17 protein-coding genes are annotated in these 18,479 nt (G+C 70.9%); 8 read left to right on the top strand and 9 right to left on the bottom strand.

The features are described from left to right. Positions 1–136 precede the first annotated feature (136 nt). Both groES and groL read left to right on the top strand, forming a co-directional pair. Positions 137–445: a co-chaperone GroES gene (gene groES / locus ACN9M0_RS22255; RefSeq protein ID WP_017239619.1), complete on the top strand. Its 309-nt coding sequence runs from the start codon at positions 137–139 to the stop codon at positions 443–445. 110 nt (positions 446–555) lie between these two features. Then, a complete protein-coding gene (groL, locus tag ACN9M0_RS22260) occupies positions 556–2,184 on the top strand; it encodes a chaperonin GroEL (protein ID WP_366036398.1) in 1,629 nt (542 codons plus the stop codon). Between the two features lie 141 nt (positions 2,185–2,325). On the opposite strand, the gene ACN9M0_RS22265 is transcribed toward groL, so the two are convergent. The 6 genes from ACN9M0_RS22265 to ACN9M0_RS22290 all read right to left on the bottom strand — a co-directional run bounded on the left by ACN9M0_RS22265 (position 2,326) and on the right by ACN9M0_RS22290 (position 8,387). Continuing rightward, on the bottom strand, positions 2,326–3,024 hold the full coding sequence (locus ACN9M0_RS22265) for an ester cyclase (RefSeq protein ID WP_366036397.1): 699 nt from the start codon (positions 3,022–3,024) through the stop codon (positions 2,326–2,328). A 47-nt stretch (positions 3,025–3,071) separates the two neighbouring features. Continuing rightward, positions 3,072–4,091: a hydroxyacid dehydrogenase gene (locus ACN9M0_RS22270; protein ID WP_366036574.1), complete on the bottom strand. Its 1,020-nt coding sequence runs from the start codon at positions 4,089–4,091 to the stop codon at positions 3,072–3,074. A gap of 18 nt (positions 4,092–4,109) precedes the next feature. Continuing rightward, on the bottom strand, positions 4,110–4,961 hold the full coding sequence (locus tag ACN9M0_RS22275; RefSeq protein ID WP_366036396.1) for a carbohydrate ABC transporter permease: 852 nt from the start codon (positions 4,959–4,961) through the stop codon (positions 4,110–4,112). Continuing rightward, the gene (locus tag ACN9M0_RS22280; protein ID WP_366036395.1) at positions 4,958–5,866 is read right to left on the bottom strand and encodes a carbohydrate ABC transporter permease; all 909 of its coding nucleotides are present in this window, start codon (positions 5,864–5,866) and stop codon (positions 4,958–4,960) included. Before ACN9M0_RS22280 ends, ACN9M0_RS22275 begins: the two co-directional genes overlap by 4 nt. Positions 5,867–5,870: 4 nt before the next feature. Beyond that, positions 5,871–7,187 (bottom strand): ABC transporter substrate-binding protein, encoded by a 1,317-nt coding sequence (locus ACN9M0_RS22285; protein ID WP_366036394.1) that lies wholly within the window; start codon positions 7,185–7,187, stop codon positions 5,871–5,873. Between the two features lie 102 nt (positions 7,188–7,289). Next, the gene (locus ACN9M0_RS22290; RefSeq protein ID WP_366036393.1) at positions 7,290–8,387 is read right to left on the bottom strand and encodes a substrate-binding domain-containing protein; all 1,098 of its coding nucleotides are present in this window, start codon (positions 8,385–8,387) and stop codon (positions 7,290–7,292) included. A gap of 175 nt (positions 8,388–8,562) precedes the next feature. Here ACN9M0_RS22290 and ACN9M0_RS22295 point away from each other — a divergent pair, with 175 nt between their 5' ends. Both ACN9M0_RS22295 and ACN9M0_RS22300 read left to right on the top strand, forming a co-directional pair. Beyond that, positions 8,563–10,383, top strand: coding sequence for a DUF2264 domain-containing protein (locus tag ACN9M0_RS22295; protein ID WP_426404086.1), 1,821 nt, complete (start codon positions 8,563–8,565; stop codon positions 10,381–10,383). Then, positions 10,380–11,912, top strand: a complete 1,533-nt coding sequence (locus tag ACN9M0_RS22300; protein ID WP_399695864.1) for a right-handed parallel beta-helix repeat-containing protein — start codon at positions 10,380–10,382, stop codon at positions 11,910–11,912. The genes ACN9M0_RS22295 and ACN9M0_RS22300 overlap by 4 nt, the downstream gene beginning before the upstream one ends. 39 nt (positions 11,913–11,951) lie before the next feature. On the opposite strand, the gene ACN9M0_RS22305 is transcribed toward ACN9M0_RS22300, so the two are convergent. Then, positions 11,952–12,725, bottom strand: a complete 774-nt coding sequence (locus ACN9M0_RS22305) for an SDR family NAD(P)-dependent oxidoreductase (RefSeq protein ID WP_366036390.1) — start codon at positions 12,723–12,725, stop codon at positions 11,952–11,954. A gap of 28 nt (positions 12,726–12,753) precedes the next feature. Continuing rightward, positions 12,754–13,428 carry an MOSC domain-containing protein gene (locus tag ACN9M0_RS22310; RefSeq protein WP_366036389.1) on the bottom strand — a complete coding sequence of 225 codons (675 nt, stop codon included), beginning with the start codon at positions 13,426–13,428 and terminating at the stop codon, positions 12,754–12,756. 80 nt (positions 13,429–13,508) lie between these two features. Between ACN9M0_RS22310 and ACN9M0_RS22315 the strand changes: the two genes are divergently transcribed. Then, positions 13,509–14,402, top strand: coding sequence for a LysR family transcriptional regulator (locus ACN9M0_RS22315; protein WP_041130821.1), 894 nt, complete (start codon positions 13,509–13,511; stop codon positions 14,400–14,402). A gap of 131 nt (positions 14,403–14,533) precedes the next feature. Here ACN9M0_RS22315 and ACN9M0_RS22320 read toward each other — a convergent pair whose 3' ends face one another. Beyond that, positions 14,534–14,890: a WhiB family transcriptional regulator gene (locus ACN9M0_RS22320; RefSeq protein ID WP_366036388.1), complete on the bottom strand. Its 357-nt coding sequence runs from the start codon at positions 14,888–14,890 to the stop codon at positions 14,534–14,536. Positions 14,891–15,331: 441 nt separating this feature from the next. On the opposite strand from ACN9M0_RS22320, the gene ACN9M0_RS22325 reads away from it, so the two are divergent. The 3 genes from ACN9M0_RS22325 (at position 15,332) to guaB (ending at position 18,461) form a co-directional block, all read left to right on the top strand. Next, positions 15,332–15,943 (top strand): response regulator transcription factor, encoded by a 612-nt coding sequence (locus tag ACN9M0_RS22325; RefSeq protein WP_003948568.1) that lies wholly within the window; start codon positions 15,332–15,334, stop codon positions 15,941–15,943. A gap of 243 nt (positions 15,944–16,186) precedes the next feature. Further along, positions 16,187–16,789 (top strand): sigma-70 family RNA polymerase sigma factor, encoded by a 603-nt coding sequence (locus tag ACN9M0_RS22330; protein WP_359675790.1) that lies wholly within the window; start codon positions 16,187–16,189, stop codon positions 16,787–16,789. Between the two features lie 169 nt (positions 16,790–16,958). Beyond that, positions 16,959–18,461 carry an IMP dehydrogenase gene (gene guaB, locus ACN9M0_RS22335; RefSeq protein WP_366036387.1) on the top strand — a complete coding sequence of 501 codons (1,503 nt, stop codon included), beginning with the start codon at positions 16,959–16,961 and terminating at the stop codon, positions 18,459–18,461. Positions 18,462–18,479 lie beyond the last annotated feature (18 nt).

Here is an 18,479-nt window from a genome sequence, read left to right on the forward strand (position 1 = left end):
AGTCTCGGCTCTGGCACTCCCCACTGGAGAGTGCCAACACAGCGACGGGCAGGTCCGGCACCCGCGACGACGGATCCACCTGGTCGCCACCTCAGACAGTTAACCCCGTGAGATCTCCGAAGGGGGAGGTCGGATCGTGACGACCACCAGCTCCAAGGTTGCCATCAAGCCGCTCGAGGACCGCATTGTGGTCCAGCCGCTCGACGCCGAGCAGACCACCGCCTCTGGCCTGGTCATTCCGGACACCGCCAAGGAGAAGCCCCAGGAGGGCGTCGTCCTGGCCGTGGGCCCGGGCCGCTTCGAGAACGGCGAGCGTCTGCCGCTCGACGTCAAGACCGGCGACATCGTGCTGTACAGCAAGTACGGCGGCACCGAGGTGAAGTACAACGGCGAGGAGTACCTCGTCCTCTCGGCTCGCGACGTGCTCGCGATCGTCGAGAAGTAATTCACCGAAGTATCTGAAGCAGATGCTTTGAGCTGCGCCCCTTGACCCCGCACCGGGCGTCCGGGGGCGCAGTTCGTTCCACCCCATTCCGAGAGGGCTGAACCGCTCCCATGGCGAAGATCCTGAAGTTCGACGAGGACGCCCGTCGCGCCCTTGAGCGCGGCGTCAACAAGCTTGCCGACACGGTGAAGGTGACGATCGGCCCCAAGGGCCGCAACGTCGTCATCGACAAGAAGTTCGGCGCCCCCACCATCACCAACGACGGTGTCACGATCGCCCGCGAGGTCGAGCTCGACGACCCGTACGAGAACCTCGGCGCCCAGCTGGTGAAGGAGGTGGCGACCAAGACCAACGACATCGCGGGTGACGGCACCACCACCGCCACCGTGCTCGCCCAGGCCCTGGTCCGCGAGGGTCTGCGCAACGTCGCCGCCGGCGCCTCCCCGGCCGCCCTGAAGAAGGGCATCGACGCCGCCGTCAAGGCCGTCTCCGACGAGCTGCTCGCCACCGCGCGCCCGATCGAGGACAAGTCCGACATCGCCGCCGTCGCCGCGCTCTCCGCGCAGGACCAGCAGGTCGGCGAGCTCATCGCCGAGGCGATGGACAAGGTCGGCAAGGACGGTGTCATCACCGTCGAGGAGTCCAACACCTTCGGCCTGGAGCTCGACTTCACCGAGGGCATGGCCTTCGACAAGGGCTACCTGTCCCCGTACATGGTCACCGACCAGGAGCGTATGGAGGCCGTCCTCGACGACCCGTACATCCTGATCAACCAGGGCAAGATCTCCTCGATCCAGGACCTGCTGCCCATCCTGGAGAAGGTCATCCAGGCCGGCGCCAGCAAGCCGCTCCTGATCATCGCCGAGGACGTCGAGGGCGAGGCCCTCTCCACCCTCGTCGTCAACAAGATCCGTGGCACCTTCAACGCCGTGGCCGTCAAGGCCCCCGGCTTCGGCGACCGCCGCAAGGCGATGCTCGGCGACATGGCCACCCTCACCGGTGCCACCGTCATCGCCGAGGAGGTCGGCCTCAAGCTCGACCAGGCCGGTCTCGACGTGCTGGGCACCGCCCGCCGCGTGACCATCACCAAGGACGCCACCACCATCGTCGACGGTGGCGGCAACTCCGAGGACGTCGCGGGCCGCGTCAACCAGATCAAGGCCGAGATCGAGTCCACGGACTCCGACTGGGACCGCGAGAAGCTCCAGGAGCGCCTCGCGAAGCTGGCCGGCGGCGTGTGCGTGATCCAGGTCGGCGCCGCCACCGAGGTGGAGCTGAAGGAGAAGAAGCACCGTCTGGAGGACGCCATCTCCGCGACCCGCGCCGCGGTCGAGGAGGGCATCGTCTCCGGTGGTGGCTCCGCGCTCGTCCACGCCGTCAAGGTCCTCGAGGGCAACCTCGGCAAGACCGGCGACGAGGCCACCGGTGTCGCGGTCGTCCGCCGCGCCGCCGTCGAGCCGCTGCGCTGGATCGCCGAGAACGCCGGCCTCGAGGGCTACGTCATCACCTCGAAGGTGGCGGAGCTCGACAAGGGCCAGGGCTTCAACGCCGCGACCGGCGAGTACGGCGACCTGGTCAAGGCCGGCGTCATCGACCCGGTGAAGGTGACGCGCTCCGCCCTGGAGAACGCCGCCTCGATCGCCTCCCTCCTCCTCACCACCGAGACCCTCGTGGTGGAGAAGAAGGAAGAGGAGCCGGCGGACCACGGCCACGGCCACGGTCACGGCCACTCCCACTGAGGCAGCTGACTGACAGCTGAGGCCCGGTGCTCCCGTCGCGGGAGCACCGGGCCTCACTGCTTGCCCGCGCCTCTACTGTTTGCCGACGCCTCGACTGCTTGCCTGTGCCCCGACTGTCTGCCTACGCCTCCGCTGCTTGTCCTACCCTTCCACGGCGCCGAGCTGCCCCATCAGCCCGAGCAGGTCGTACTGCCACCAGCCCTCGACGGCCTTGCCGTCCTCGCGGAAGCGGTGGACGACCATCCCGGTCATGCTCACCTCCATGCCCGTGGGCTGGATCCCCATGAAGTCGCCGACATGGGTGCCGTTCCAGGTCCAGCGGGTGCAGACCCGGTCGCCGTCGGCGATCTGGTCCTCGACGGTGAAGGTGAAGTCGAACGCCGACCGCCACATCTCGGCCTCGCGGCGCAGCGCGTCCATGCCGAACGAGTCGCTCGGGTTGCTCGGATCGTGGTCGTGGTACCCCTCGGCGAAGACCTCGTCGAGCGGCGGCAGCTCCCCGGGCATCGAGATCAGCTCGAAGAACCGGCGGGAGGCCGCCTTGTACATCTGCTCGTCCCGGACGACGTCCAGGTCGGTGAAGGTCGGCATCTCGTCACAGAGCGCGACCATCTCCCGGAAGATCCGGTCGGTCTCGGGGAGCTGTGAGTTCCGCATCGCCACGTCGTACGAGGGGAACTCGACGATCTCCACGACGTGGGAGGCGTCGGAACGGTCCTTGCCGACGATGCTGTGCGTCGCGGTGCGCTTGCCCTTGGTCTGCTCGACCCACCGGTCCATGAGCCGGTTCAGGTCCTCGACCCGGCTCGTCTTGCAGTCGATGATCTGCACGAATGTCATGACGCCTCCCGACCAGGTAGGACCTTTCCAGTCTAGGTCCGGAGCGGCTACGCCGATCGTTGGAGGTCGGCGGCCCGCACCTCCTCCAGGAACGGTTCCCCCCTCCCGTACCGCGCCACCTCCTCCAGGGCCTGGTCCGCCATGCGGTGGAGTTCGTTGCCGAGGGAGCCGGCGACGTGGGGGGTGAGGAGGACGTTCGGGAGGGTGTAGAGGGGGGAGTCCGGGGGAGGGAGTTCCGGGTCCGTCACGTCGAGGATCGCGTGGAGGCGGCCGGAGACGAGGTGGGGGAGGAGCGCCGTCTCGTCGATGAGGGAGCCGCGGGCGGTGTTGATCAGCGTCGTGCCGTCCGGCATCGCGGCGAGCTGGGCGGCGCCGATCATGCGGTACGTGGCCGGCAGTTGGGGCGCGTGCACGGAGACGACGGTGCTGCGGGCGCAGAGTTCGTCGAGGCCGACGAGCTCGGTGCCGTGCGGCGGGGTCGTGACGTACGGGTCGTACAGCAGGATCTCGAAGTCGAAGGGGCGCAGCAGGTCGACGACCCGGCGGCCGATGCGGGAGGCGCCGACGATGCCGATCGTGCGGCGGTGGTTGCCCCAGGTGGTGGACTCCTCCAGCCAGGCGTGGTCGGTGCGCAGCTCGGCGTACCGCTGGGCCGAGCGCAGGACGCGTTTGCCGGCGAAGAGGATCGCGGCGAGCGTGTACTCGGCGACGGGCAGCGCGTTGGCAGCGGCGGCCGAGGTGACGCGCAGGCCGCGTTCCCAACAGGCGTCGGTGATGTGGTGCTTGACGGAGCCGGCCGCGTGGACGACGGCCCGCAGGCGGGGCGCGCGGTCCAGGACCTCGGGGGTGAGCGGGGTCGCTCCCCAGCAGGTGAGGAGGATCTCGGCCTCGGCGAGGGCGGCGGCGGCGCGCGGGCCCGGGGCGGTCAGGTCGTGGGCGACCAGGTGGGGGTCGGTGTGCGCGAGCCGGCCGAGGCGGGTGCGGTGGGCGTCCGTGAGGAGGCGTTCGTCGATGCCGGGGCCCATGGCGAGGAGGACGGAGGGGCGGTTGTCAGTGGTCGGGTGCATCGTGGTCATGTGCCTTCCTCACTTGACGCTGCCGGCCGTCAGGCCGGCCTTCCAGTGGCGCTGGAGGGAGACGAAGGCGATGACGAGGGGGACGACGGCGAGCAGGGATCCGGTGACGACGAGGGGGTAGTAGTCGGGTTCGGCGTGGGCGTTGCTGTTCCACGCGTACAGGCCGAGGCTCAGCGGATAGAGCTTCTGGTCGGACAGCATCACCAGGGGGAGGAAGAAGTTGTTCCAGACGGCGGTGAACTGGAAGAGGAAGACGGTCACGAAGCCGGGCATGACCATGCGCAGGCCGATGGACCAGAAGACGCGCATCTCGCCGGCCCCGTCGATACGGGCGGCCTCCAGTGCCTCGTCGGGGATGTAGCCGGCGCAGAAGACCCGGGAGAGGTAGACGCCGAAGGGGTTGACGAGGACGGGGATCAGGACGGCCCAGTAGGTGTTGACGATGCCGACCTCGCTGGCCAGGAGGTACATCGGCAGGGCGAGCGCGGTGGTGGGGACGAGCACGCCCAGGAGAACGAGGCCGAAGAGCTTCTCCTTGCCCCGGAAGTCGTAGACGTGGAAGGCGTATCCGGCGGCGACGCTGACCAGGGAGCAGGCGAGGGCGCCGAGTCCCGCGTAGAGGAGGCTGTTGGCGTACCAGTGGAAGTAGATGCCGTCGTTGTAGGCGGCGAGCCGGGAGAGGTTGCCGCCGAGGTCGAAGCCCTCGAAGGAGAAGGCGTTTCCGGCGAGGAGGCCTCCGGCGTCCTTGGTGGCGGCGGTGAGCAGCCAGACCAGCGGGAAGAGCATGTAGACGACGGCGAGGACGAGGGAGCCGTTGACGGCCGTCTTCGACAGCCACCGGTTGGGGGTACGGCTGCTCATGCGGCCTTCTCCTTCCGTGCCGTGCTCGTCTTCCGGCGCCCGGTGAGCCGGGTCACGGCGAAGGAGAGCAGGGCCGCCGTCAGGGCGAGGAGTACGGAGGCCGCGGCGGCGAGTCCGTAGTCGTTGCGGTCGAAGGCCGCGGTGTAGGCGTACATGTTCGGCGTCCAGGTGGAGGTGACGGCGGAGCCGGTGCCCTTGCTGAGGATCAGGGGCTCGGTGAAGAGCTGGAGGGAGCCGATGATCGTGAAGAGGCCGACCATCGCGAGCGAGGCCTTGATGAGCGGGACCTTGATGGCGAAGGCGATGCGCCAGGCGCCCGCTCCGTCGACGGTGGCCGCTTCGAGGACGGAGCGGTCGATGGCCTGGAGGGCCGCGTAGAAGATGACCATGTTGTAGCCGAGCCACTCCCACAGGGCGATGTTGACGACGGAGGGCAGGGCGCCTTCGGGGGAGAAGAAGTCGAAGCCGACGCCTCCGGCCTCCATGGCCTGCACGACCGGGCTGAGCTGGGGCGTGTAGAGGTAGACCCAGATCAGGGCGGCGATGATGCCGGGGACGGCGTGCGGCAGGAACAGCGCGAGCTGGAAGAAGCGGCGGGCGCGGGCGAGCGCCGAGTCGAGCAGGAGGGCGAGGCCGAGGGCCCCGGCGAGCAGCAGCGGGATGTAGAACAGGCAGTAGCCGAGCAGGACGCCGAAGCCCTCGCGGAAGGCCCGGTCACCCAGCGCCGCGGTGTAGTTGTCGAGGCCGGTGAAGACGGTCTCGGTGCCGCCGAAGCCCAGTCCGGACTGCTTCTCGGTGAAGAGGCTGAGCCAGACCGCGTATCCGATCGGCACCACCATCACCGCGGTGAACAGGACGAAGAAGGGGGTCAGCAGGAGCGTGGCGGCGCGGGTGCGGGCCTTCATCCGGTCAGCCCTCGACCTTCAGGCCGCGCTTGGTGAGTTCGGCGACGGTGGCGTCGTGGCCGGCCTTGACGGCGTCGGCGATGGCCGGGCCGCCCTGGGTGATCTTGCCGAACTGGTCCTTGACGGCGGTGTTGGTGGTGCCGGTGGTCGGGCCCCAGGCCCAGTTGGGGTTGATGGAGGCGCCCGCGGCCTCGAAGAGGGCGTAGATGTCCTGGCCGCCGTAGTAGCCGGCGTCGAAGGCCTTCTTGGCGACGGGGCGCAGGGCCGCGGCGGCGGGGAAGGCGGAGGAGGTGCCGGAGGCGATGCGGGCCTTCACGCCGTCCTCGGTGGTGGACATCCACTCGGCGAAGGTGACGGCCGCGGCCTTCTGCCTGCTGTCCTTGGTGACGGCGAAGGAGGTGCCGCCGAGCATGCCGCTGGCGGGCTTGCCGTCCCAGGTGGGGACGGGGGCGACGGCCCACTTGCCGCTCATCTCGGGCGCGTTGCCCTTGAGGACGCCCGCTCCCCAGGAGGCGCCGAGGTAGCCGACGGTGGTGCCGTTCTTGAGGGAGCCGACCCATTCGGGGCTGAAGGAGGCGTTCTTGTGGACGAGGTCGGCGTCGAGGAGGCCCTGCCAGTAGGCGGTGACCTTGGTGGTGGCCGGGTCGGTGGTGTCGACCTTCCAGGTGTCGTTCTCGGCCTTGAACCACTGGGCGCCGGCCTGCCAGGCCATGGCCTCGAAGGTGGTCGGGTCGTCGGGGAAGAAGGTGGCGATGCGGGCCTTGGCGTCGGCCTTCTTGACCTGCTCGGCGGCCTTCTTGAACTCGTCCCAGGTGGTGGGGACCTTCACCTGGTACTTGGCGAAGAGGTCCTTGCGGTAGAAGAAGGCCTGCGGGGCGGCGTCGAAGGGGACGGCCCAGGACTTCCCGCCGAGGGTGGTGAGTTCGACGGTCTGCGGGAGGAGCTTGGCGCGGTCGGCCTCGGTGAACTGGTCGCCGATGTCCTGGAGGGCGCCGGAGCTCACGAACTCGGGGAGCGAGGAGTACTCGATGGAGACCAGGTCGGGGGCGTTGCCCGCCTTCACGGCGTTGGAGATCTTGGCGTAGCCGCCGGCGGTGCCGGAGGGGATCTCCTCGAACTTCACCTGGATGTCGGTGTGGGAGGCGTTGAAGGCGTCCACGACGTCCTTGGAGCCCTTGGCCCAGCCCCAGAAGGTGATGGTCACGGGCCCGTTGGGCTTGCTTGCGGTGTCGTCACCGCCGCCGCCGCAGGCCGTGAGGACGGCCAGGGCGGTGGCGGTGCCGGCTATGACGCGGGACGTTCTGCTCCAAGTGCGGGTCACGGCACGGCTCCTGAGGGCGGGGCGGCTGGGAGGTTGTGGCCGTGATCCTGTGACCGTTCATGACCGAAGTCAAGAGCGAAAGATTGATTGATCGAAAAAAGATCAAACTGAAGGTGTCGTGCTCGCCCCGCACGAGGCCCGTACCCGCAGCCACGGCAGCAGGCTCAGATGGCGCCGCGCCGCGTCCTCGTCGGGGCCCTCCGTGAGCCGCTCCACCAGGAGTTCCGTGGCGTGCCGCCCCACCTGCCGCTTGGGCGGCGCGACCGCCGTCAGCGGGGTGTCGGCGAGGGCGGCGACCTCGTCGTCGTACGCGATCAGGGCCAGGTCCTGCGGCACCCGCACGCCCAGCTCGGCCAGGCGCTGCACGATCTCGATCGCGTCCACGTCGTTGTGGACCAGGGCCGCGCTCGCCAGGCCCGAACCGACGGCCTCGTGCAGCGCCCGCACCGCCCGCTCGAAGCCCTCCGGATCCGCCTCCGCCGGTACGGAGTCGATGACCGGGCGCGGCTCCTTCAGGCCCAGCGTGCCCAGCGCCTCCGCGTAGCCCGCGCGCACCGCGAGCGCGGTCGGCGAGTCCCGGCGGGCCACGAGCAGCGGGGTCGCGTGGCCGAGCGAGAGCAGGTGGCGCAGGGCGAGCAGCACCCCGTGGGCGTGGTCGGAGGAGACCCGGTCCAGGCCGTCGAGCGGGCTGCCGGGCTCGGCGCGGCGCTCCAGGAGTACGGCCGGCACGGGCAGTTCGGCCAGCCAGTCCCCGTACGCGAGCCGGTCCTCGGGGCCCCGCCAGCCCGGCGCGACGAGGACGCCCTCGGCGCCGGCCGCGAGGAGGCCCTCGGTGCGGGCGCGGTCCTCCTCCGGCCGGTAGTCGGAGATCCGCAGCACGAGCCGCGCCCCGGCGCGGGCCGCCGCCTCGTGCGCCCCCCGGATGACCTCGGCGAAGTAGTACGTGGCGGAGGGGGCGAGCAGGCCGAGGACCAGGCCCTCGCCGGGGCGTCCGCCGCCGGGGGCGCCCTGCCTTTGGGGCCAGGACACCTGGCCGTGCACCCGGTCGAGCAGGCCCCGGCCGGCCAGGACCTCGACGTCCCGGCGGGCGGTGACGGGGGAGACCCCGAGGCGTTCGGCCAGTTCGGAGACGCGGGCGGTGCCGCGCTCGCGCACCAGGGCCAGCAGTCGGTCGTGTCGTTCGGCAGCACTCTCGCGCACGGCGCAGTTCCCCCTCGCGGTGGTGGTGGTTCCCCGACCTTAGTTCAAATCCGCGCTCTGAATGATCGAACGACGGGAATTTCGATCATTCGCTCCGATTCTCTTGACGTTCGATCGGAGCCTGTTCAGGATTCCCGGCGACGCAGACGTCACCGCAGGGAGCCCCAGGAGCATCATGCCCACGCCGCCCGAGAACCGTGAGCTCAGCCCGTACACCGGCTGGACCCGTGCCCACTGGGAGGCCGCGGCCGACCGACTCCTCCTCGACGTACGCCCGTTCGCCTCGCCCGGCCGCGGCCTCGTCGACCTCCCCGGCCCCCGCCCCAGCTGGTCCGGAGCCCGCTCCGACGGCCTGGAGGGCTGGGCCCGCACCTTCCTCCTCGCCGCCCTCCGCGTCGCGGGCGCCCACGGCGAGGACCCGCACGGACACCTCGACCGGTACGCCGAAGGCCTCGCCGCCGGGACCGCGACGCCGGGACGCGAGGACCGGGAGTCCTGGCCCCCGATGGCCGGCACCCGCCAGGCGATCGTCGAGTCCGCCTCGATCGCCCTCGGCCTCCGCCTCACCCGCCCCTGGCTCTGGGACCGCCTCGACGACCGCACCCGACGGCAGGTCGCCGACTGGCTCCTCCCCGCCCTCGGACCGTCCCCCGTCGACAACAACTGGTGGCTCTTCGGCCTCACCGTCGCCGGCTTCCTCCAGGACGCCGGCATCGACACCGACCGCGCCGCCGCCACCATCGACCGCTCCCTCGCCCGCGTCGAGGACTGGTACCTCGGCGACGGCTGGTACAGCGACGGCGACAACCGCGCCTTCGACCACTACAACGCCTGGGCCCTGCACTTCTACCCCGTCCTCCACGCCCACCTCGCCGGCGACCGGGAACTCCTCGACCGGTACGTGCCCCGGCTGCGGGCCCACCTCGACGCGTACGTCCACCTCTTCGACACGAACGGCGCCCCCGTCCCGTACGGGCGGTCCCTGATCTACCGCTTCGCCGCGGCCGCCGCCCCCTGGCTCGGCACCCTCACCGGCCACACCCCGCTCACCCCCGGCGCCACCCGCCGCCTCGCCTCCGGCACCCTGCGGTACTTCCTCGACCGCGGCGCCACCGACGAGCGCGGACTCCTCGGCCTCGGCTGGCACGGACCCCACCCGCCGCTCGTCCAGGAGTACTCGGGACCCGGCTCCCCCTACTGGGCGTCCAAGGGCTTCCTCGGCCTCCTCCTGCCCGCCGGCCACCCCGCCTGGACCGACCCCGAGGAAGCCCTGCCCGCCGAACGCGAGGACACCGTCCGCGCCTTCGCCCCCGCCGGGCTGCTCGTCCAGACCACCGCCGCCGACGGGCTCGTACGCCTCCACAACCACGGCAGCAACCACGTGGGCAGCACGACGGGCGGACCGGACGACCCCGGCTACGCCCGCCACGCCTACTCCACCCGTACGGGACCCACCACCGGGACCGCTCCCGCCGACAACCACTTCGCCCTGCTCGTCGACGGGAAGGCGACCACCCGCGGCCCCGCCGTCCCGGCCGGCACCGGCCCCGACCGGGCCGCGTCCCTCCACCACCCGCTGCCCGGCGTCCGGGTCCTGTCCGCGACCCTCGTCCACGGCCGCGCCGAGCTCCGCGCCCACCTCGTCCTCGGCGCCCCGGAGGGGACCCCCGTACGGCAGACCGGCTGGGCCGTCACCCCCGACGGCCCGCACGCCCAGCTCCACCCGGTCCACGGCTACCGCCCCGAAGCCGCGGAACTCCCCACCGGGGAAACCCTTCAGGGCCCCGGCAGCCGCACCCTCGCCCTGCACGGCACCACCCACGGCCCCGCCTCGCTCTTCGTGGCCCTCGCCTCCCTCACGGCCGAGCCCGACCCCGCACCCGTGTCGGAACTCGCGAACGTCCGGGTCACCGGCCCCCACACGATCACGGTGACCTGGCAGAACGGCACCACCGCACACCTCGCCCTCGAAGCCCCCGATTCGGAGGATCAGTGACCCAGCGCCGTACCCACACCGCGCTCGCCGCCCTCACGCTGTCCCTGCTCGCGGCCGCCCCCGCCCAGGCCGCACCCCCGCCAGGGGAGCGCCACTACGTCGACTGCTCGGCGCAGGGCGAGGCGCGGGCCCCCGGCGACGGCACCGTCCAGCGCCCCTGGACCACCCTCGCCGAGGCCAACGCCCACCCCTACGGGCCCGGCGACCAGCTCCTCCTCAAGCGCGGCACCACCTGCGTCGGCACCCTCAGCCCCCAGGGCTCCGGCTCCGCCGCACACCCCTTCACCATCGCCGACTACGGGGACGCGGCCGGACGCGCGGTCGTCGACGGGAACGGCGCCCACGACGCCGTACTCCTCGCCGACAGCCAGTACCTGCGCCTCACCCGCCTGGAGATCACCAACGCGGCCGCCCCCGGCACCGAGCGCAACGGCGTCCGGCTCCGCCTCGCCGACTTCGGCGCCGCCAAGGGCATCACCCTCGACCACCTGTCGATCCACGACGTGCGCGGCGGCGACTTCAAGACGATCACCGGCTCCAGCGCCATCCACATCGCCGTCGAGGGAACGACCGTCCCCAGCTGGTACGACGGCCTGGACATCCACCACAACGACATCCGGGACGTCGACCGCGAGGGCATCTACTCCAAGTCCCGCTTCTCCAAGCGCGACCTGGTCGGCAACCAGCAGGACCCGAACGTCTACCCCGGCGCCTGGACGCCCAGCCTGAACGTCCGGATCCACCACAACACGCTGACCTCGCTCGCCGGCGACGGCATCAAGATCGACACGACCAGAGGCGCGCGGATCGACCACAACCGGCTCGACGGCTTCCAGCTCCGCTCCCAGGCCGCCAACGCCGGCATCTGGACCTTCAACACCGACGACACCGTCGTCGAGTACAACGAGGTCTCCGGCGGCGGCAACACCAAGGACGGCATGTCCTTCGACGCCGACGGCGCCTCCCGGGGCACCGTCTTCCAGTACAACCACAGCCACGACAACAAGGGCGGCTTCCTGCTGATCTGCCCTTACAGCGGTGCCAAGACCCTGGGCACGGTCGTCCGTTACAACCTCAGCGTCGACGACGGCGCCCGGCTGATCCAGAACTGCTGGGGCCCCATCCTCGACACGCGGATCCACAACAACACCTTCGTCAACAGGACCGTCCGCCCCGGCTACCTCGTCCAGGACGACGCCGGAAGCCCCGCCACCACCCAGCACGAGCTGTCGATCCGCAACAACATCTTCGTCAACGAGGGCGCGAGCGGCGGATACGCCTTCAAGAACCCCACCCCCGGGCTCTCCTTCTCGCACAACCTCTTCCACGGCATCGCCATGACCCGCCCCGACCCGGGCGGCGTCGACGCCGATCCGCTGCTCCTCCCCGACCTCCGGCTCGCCGCCGGCTCCCCGGCCCTGTCCGCCGGCACGCTCATCGCGGACAACGGCGGCAGGGACTGGTTCGGGAACGCCGTGTCGGCGACGGCGGCCCCCAACATCGGGGCGTACGAGGGGCCGGGACTCTAGAGCCTGTCCCGTGGATCAGGTTCTAGATCCCGTACGGCACTACTTCGGCCCGTACTTGCGGCCCGCCTTCGAGGAGACCCCGCCGAGCAGGCCGCGCGGCGCCAGCTTCACCACACCCATGAGGGCCTTGTAGCGGGGGTCCGGGATCGACAGCGTCCGCCCCCGCTCCAGGTCGGAGAGCGCCGCCGTCACCAGCTTGTCGGCGTCGAGCCACATCCAGCCGGGGATGTTGTCCGTGCCCATCCCGGCCCGCTCGTGGAACTCGGTCCGCACGAAGCCGGGGCAGAGTGCCATCAGGCGCACCCCGCTGCCCGCGAGGTCCCGCGCGGCGCCCTGGGTGAACTGCACGACCCAGGCCTTCGAGGCGCCGTAGGTGCCGCGGGGCAGGAAGGCCGCCACCGAGGCGACGTTCACCACGGCGCCCCGGTGGCGGCCCTTCATCGAGGCGGCGGCCGCCGAGGTCAGCCGCAGCACCGCCTCGCAGTGCACCGTGAGCATCTTCAGCTCGTCGGCCATGGAGACGTCGAGGAAGCGTCCCTTGTTGCCGAAGCCGGCGTTGTTCACGAGCATGTCCACCGGCTGCCTGGGGTCCGAGAGCCGGGCCTCGACGGCGGCGATGCCCTTCTCCTCGGAGAGGTCCGCCGCGAGCACCTCGGCCTCGACGCCGTGCCGGTCGTGCAGCTCGGTCGCCTGCTCCCGGAGCCGCTTCACGTCCCTGGCCACGAGCACGACGTCGTGGCCGTCGGCCGCCAGTCTCCGTGCGAAGGCGGCCCCGATGCCCGCGGTGGCGCCCGTAATCAGTGCAGTCGTCATACGGGCAACCTAGTGCCCCGTCCGGCGGCTACGCCCGGGCGTACTTCTCGGTGTACTGGCGGGCGAGCGCGAGGAGTCCGGACTCCATCCACTCGGCGGCGGCCAACGTGGAGGGCAGCAGGGCGCGTTCGGTGGTCGCGGCGCGGTGCAGGAGCGCCACGGTGATGTCGTGGTCCGGCCGGTGAAGGACCGTGATCGGGTCGCCAGCCCGCACCTCGCCCGGCACGATCACCCGCAGCAGCGCGCCGGGACCGGCCTCGGACTGCGTGAACCGCTTCACCCAGCCCTTCTCCTCGACGAAGCCCGCGAACGTACGGCACGGGATGCGGCCGCCGGTCACCTCCAGGACGACCTCCTCTCCGATCCGCCACCGCTCGCCGATCAGGGCGCCGTTCACGTCGAGGCCCCGGGTCGTGAGGTTCTCGCCGAAGGAGCCGTTGACCAGCTCGCGGCCGAGCTCCCGCTCCCACAGGTCCATGTCCTCCCGGGCGAAGGCGTACGCCGCCCGGTCGTCGCCCCCGTGGAAGCGCAGGTCGCAGACCGCGTCCCCGGCGACCCCGCTCGCCCCGACGCCGGGCGCCCCCGGCGCCTCGATCCGTACGGGCCCCTCCACCGGACGCTTGTCGATGCCCGTCATCCCCGAGGCGGCGTCCGTGTACTCCACGGGCCTGGCGCGGCCCACATTCACACTCAGCAAGGTCATGCGGGCACTTTACGGGCGACCATCTCAAAGGCGTACGCGAGAACGGGAAGCTTCACCCAAGAGTCGCTTATGCTGGACGCATGATCGAGGCCCGCCACCTCCGCGTCCTGCGCGCCGTCGCCGCCACCGGCTCCTTCTCGGCCGCCGCGCGCGAACTCGGCTGCACCCAGCCCGCCGTCAGCCAGCAGATGAAGGCGCTCGAAGCCTCCGCCGGCACGCCGCTGCTGATCCGTACCGGCCGCGAGATGCGCCTCACCCAGGCCGGCGAGGTCCTCGTCCGCCACGCCTCCGGCATCCTCGCCGGGCTCACCGCCGCCGAGGAGGAGGTCGCCGCCATCGCCGGACTCCGGGCGGGCCGCGTCCGCCTGGTCTCCTTCCCGAGCGGCAGCTCCACCCTCGTGCCCACCGCGCTCGCCGCCCTGCGGGCCGCGCACCCCGGCACCCGGGTCTCCCTCGTCGAGGCCGAACCGCCGCGCTCGATCGAGATGCTCCGCGAGGGCGACTGCGACATCGCCCTCGCCTTCCGGTACGGCGCGGGCCAGGCCGAGTGGGACGACCTGGTCGTCCGTCCGCTCCTCGCCGACCGGCTCGTCGGCCTGGTCCCCGAGGGGCACCGGCTCGCCGGGGCCGGATCCGTCGGCATCGCGGAACTCGCGGACGAGTCCTGGATCGCGGGCTGTCCGCGCTGCCGCCGCCAGCTCGTGGACGTCTGCGAGGAGGCGGGCTTCACCCCCCGCATCGACTTCGCCACCGACGACTACCCGGCTGTGGTGGGCCTGGTCGGCGCCGGTCTGGGCGTGGCCGTCCTGCCGGAGCTGGCCATCGAGTCCGTACGGCCCAAGGGCGCGCGGACCGTGGCCGTGGAGCCGGCCGTCGAGCGGGAGATCGTGGCCCTGACGCTGCCGGACCTCGCGCAGGTCCCGGCCGTCGCCGCCACGCTCGACGAGCTGATCCGCGCCGCCACGCGCGCGTAGGCGCCAGGGCCACGCACGCGGGCGCGCGGATCCCGGTCAGCCGGTGCTCGTGAAGCCCGTGCTCGCAAGGCCCGCGCTCGTAAGGCCCGTGCTCATGAAGCCGGTGCTCAAGTAGTTGAGGAAACGTTCCTTCACATACGCTCCACGATCGACGTCACGGACGCGGCGGACGTGACCGACGCGGCCGCCGGGGCCGTCGTGATCAGGCGATTGCGCGCGCGTCCCATGAGCTCTTCGCGTTCGTCCTCGGTGAGGCCGCCCCATACGCCGTAGGGCTCCCGCACGGCGAGTGCGTGTGCCGCGCACTCCGCGCGCACCGGGCACCGCATGCAGACCTCTTTCGCCGAGTTCTCACGCGCACTCCTAGCCGCGCCGCGCTCTCCCTCAGGGTGGAAGAACAGGGAGCTGTCGACCCCGCGGCAGGCCGCGAGGAGTTGCCAGTCCCACAGATCGGCGTTGGGTCCGGGAAGGCGGGAGAAATCTGCCATTGCGCTTGTCCCCTTGAAACCGTGTCGAACGGATAGGTGGGCGGGTGGATGGCTGATGGCCGGGCTCCTCGGGTCCCGACGGGTCGGGTGGCGGTCGGGTGGCTACACCTACTGTCGAAGTAGATGTAAATATGACTCATTGCGAATCTAGCCACAGACACTACGAAAAGGGAAGAAATCCCGCTAAATGGGGCATAGCTTTCGATGTTGGGACGAACGACCCGCGACACTCTCCTCCGCGCACGACTCCTCACGTAGAGTGCCGAAGACGCCGTCCGACCCGTAACTCTTTCGAGTGACCGTCGTTGAGAGTTGCGAGGCGGTTGAAGAAAGAAGCGATCGGGCACATGTCCGAGAGCGTCAACCGCACAGGTGACGATACGTACAGCCCTGGAGGCTCAAGGTGACGCGCAACAGCTGCGAGAGCCGCGGAGGTCAGGCATGACATCCGTCCTCGTCTGCGACGACTCCCCGCTTGCCCGAGAGGCGCTCCGCCGCGCGGTCGCGACCGTGCCCGGCGTCGAGCGCGTGACCACCGCGGCCAACGGCGAGGAAGTCCTCCGCCGCTGGGGCGCGGACCGCTCGGACCTGATTCTGATGGACGTGCGCATGCCCGGTCTGGGCGGCGTGGAGACCGTCCGCCGGCTGCTCTCCGCGGACCCCGGCGCCCGCATCATCATGCTCACGGTCGCCGAGGACCTCGACGGCGTCGCGCTCGCGGTCGCCGCGGGCGCCCGTGGCTACCTGCACAAGGACGCCTCGCGCGCCGAGCTGCGCGCCACGGTCACGCAGGCGCTCGCCGACCCGACCTGGCGGCTGGCCCCCCGGCGGCTCCGTTCGGCCGAGATGGGCGCCGCGCCCACCCTCACCGCGCGCGAGATCCAGGTCCTCGAAGGCATGAGCCACGGCCGGTCCAACGCGGAGATCGGGCGCGAGCTCTTCCTCTCCGAGGACACGGTCAAGACGCACGCCCGGCGCCTCTTCAAGAAGCTGGGCGCCTCCGACCGGGCGCACGCCGTCGCGCTCGGATTCCGCTGGGGCCTGGTCCGCTGAGTCGCAGGTCACCCGCCGTCTCCCCGTCCTCGCCCGCGTCCGTCGTGGGGTGGACGGGGTGGGCTTGTGTCACTTCCCCGCGGAATGCCGCATCCTTGAGATGTGGAGTTCCTCGGGGACGAGTCGATCGAGCGGGAGGGGAGGGCGCAGGAGATGAGTACCGGCGCACCTGCTCATAACGCTTCGGTGCACAACTACGGACGCGGTGCCGCGAACGCGGAAGCGTCGGGGCACCATGGAGCGATGCGCGACGACGAGACCGTGGGTTCCCCCATGCCTGCCGGGCAGGGGGAGATCGGCGCGCTCGTACGCCGCGCGGTCGACGGCGACGCGCAGGCCACGCACGACCTGCTCGCGCGTGTCCACCCGCTCGCCCTGCGGTACTGCCGCACCCGCCTCAACCGGCTGCCCGGCGACGCCCGGCACTTCGTCGAGGACCTGGCCCAGGAGGTCTGTGTCGCCGTCCTGATGGCGCTCCCGCGCTACAAGGACACGGGCAGGCCCTTCGAGGCCTTCGTCTTCGCCATCGCCGGACACAAGGTCGCCGACCTCCAGCGGGCCGCCATGCGGCACCCGGGGTCCACGGCCGTGCCCTCCGACGAGATGCCCGAGCGCCCCGACGACTCCCTCGGCCCCGAGGAGCGGGCCCTGCTCAGCGATGACGCCGAGTGGGCCAAGAAACTGCTCGCCAACCTCCCGGAGAACCAGCGCGAACTGCTCGTGCTCCGGGTCGCGGTCGGACTGACCGCCGAGGAGACCGGCCAGATGCTCGGCATGTCCCCGGGCGCCGTCCGCGTCGCGCAGCACCGCGCCCTCAGCCGGCTGCGCGCACTGGCCGAGCAGTGAGCCGGCTGCCCGCACTGGCCGCGCAGTAAGCCTTGCCGGGCCCCGTCATCCCTTTCGTACACGTGCGAACGTCCAAAGCTTCCCGCTGATCTTGGTCGTGGAATGAGACACCGCTCAAGCCCGTTAGCATGGACATCCCGCACCGATCAAGGCCATTTGGGAAGGTGTCATGACTGCCAACGTCGACGGAGTGCCCGGAAAATTCGCGACACTCGGGCTGACCTACGACGACGTGCTGCTGCTGCCGGGCGCGTCCGACATGGCGCCCGACCAGATCGACACCGCCTCGTACATCTCGAAGAACGTGCGGGTGAACATCCCGCTCCTCTCCGCCGCGATGGACAAGGTCACCGAGTCCCGCATGGCGATCGCCATGGCGCGACAGGGCGGTGTCGGTGTCCTGCACCGCAACCTCTCCATCGCCGACCAGGCGAACCAGGTCGACCTGGTGAAGCGGTCCGAGTCCGGCATGGTCTCCGACCCGATCACGGTCCACCCGGACGCCACGCTCGGCGAGGCCGACGCGATCTGCGCCAAGTTCCGCATCAGCGGCGTCCCGGTCACCGACCAGGGCGGCAAGCTCCTCGGCATCGTCACCAACCGCGACATGGCCTTCGAGTCTGACCGCAGCCGCCAGGTGCGCGAGGTCATGACCCCGATGCCGCTGGTCACCGGCAAGGTCGGCATCTCCGGCGTGGACGCCATGGAGCTGCTGCGCCGCCACAAGATCGAGAAGCTGCCCCTGGTCGACGACTCGGGCATCCTCAAGGGCCTCATCACGGTCAAGGACTTCGTCAAGGCCGAGAAGTACCCGAACGCCGCCAAGGACAAGGAAGGCCGCCTGCTCGTCGGCGCGGCCGTCGGTGTCGCCGGTGACGCGTACGAGCGCGCCCAGGCCCTGATCGAGGCGGGCGTCGACTTCATCGTCGTCGACACCGCGCACGGCCACTCCCGCCTGGTCGGCGACATGGTCGCCAAGATCAAGTCGAACTCCTCGGTCGACGTCATCGGCGGCAACATCGCCACCCGCGACGGCGCCCAGGCGCTGATCGACGCCGGTGTCGACGGCATCAAGGTCGGTGTCGGCCCGGGCTCCATCTGCACCACCCGCGTGGTCGCCGGCATCGGCGTCCCGCAGGTCACCGCGATCTACGAGGCCTCCCTCGCCGCCAAGGCGGCCGGTGTCCCGGTCATCGGCGACGGCGGCCTGCAGTACTCCGGCGACATCGCGAAGGCGCTCGTCGCCGGCGCCGACACGGTGATGCTCGGCTCGCTGCTCGCGGGCTGCGAGGAGTCCCCGGGCGAGCTGCTCTTCATCAACGGCAAGCAGTTCAAGTCGTACCGCGGCATGGGCTCGCTCGGCGCCATGCAGTCCCGCGGCGAGCAGCGCTCCTTCTCCAAGGACCGCTACTTCCAGGAGGGCGTCGCCTCCGACGAGAAGCTCGTGCCCGAGGGCATCGAGGGCCAGGTGCCCTACCGCGGTCCGCTCTCGGCCGTCGTCCACCAGCTGGTGGGCGGTCTGCGCCAGTCGATGTTCTACGTCGGCGGGCGCACGGTTCCGGAGCTCCAGGAGAACGGCCGGTTCGTCCGGATCACCTCGGCGGGCCTCAAGGAGAGCCACCCGCACGACATCCAGATGACCGTCGAGGCGCCGAACTACAGCAGGAAGTAACACAGCGCGACGCGTGGG

It is taken from the genome of Streptomyces sp. R-07 (genome assembly GCF_049913175.1).
Classification (GTDB): Bacteria; Actinomycetota; Actinomycetes; order Streptomycetales; family Streptomycetaceae; genus Streptomyces.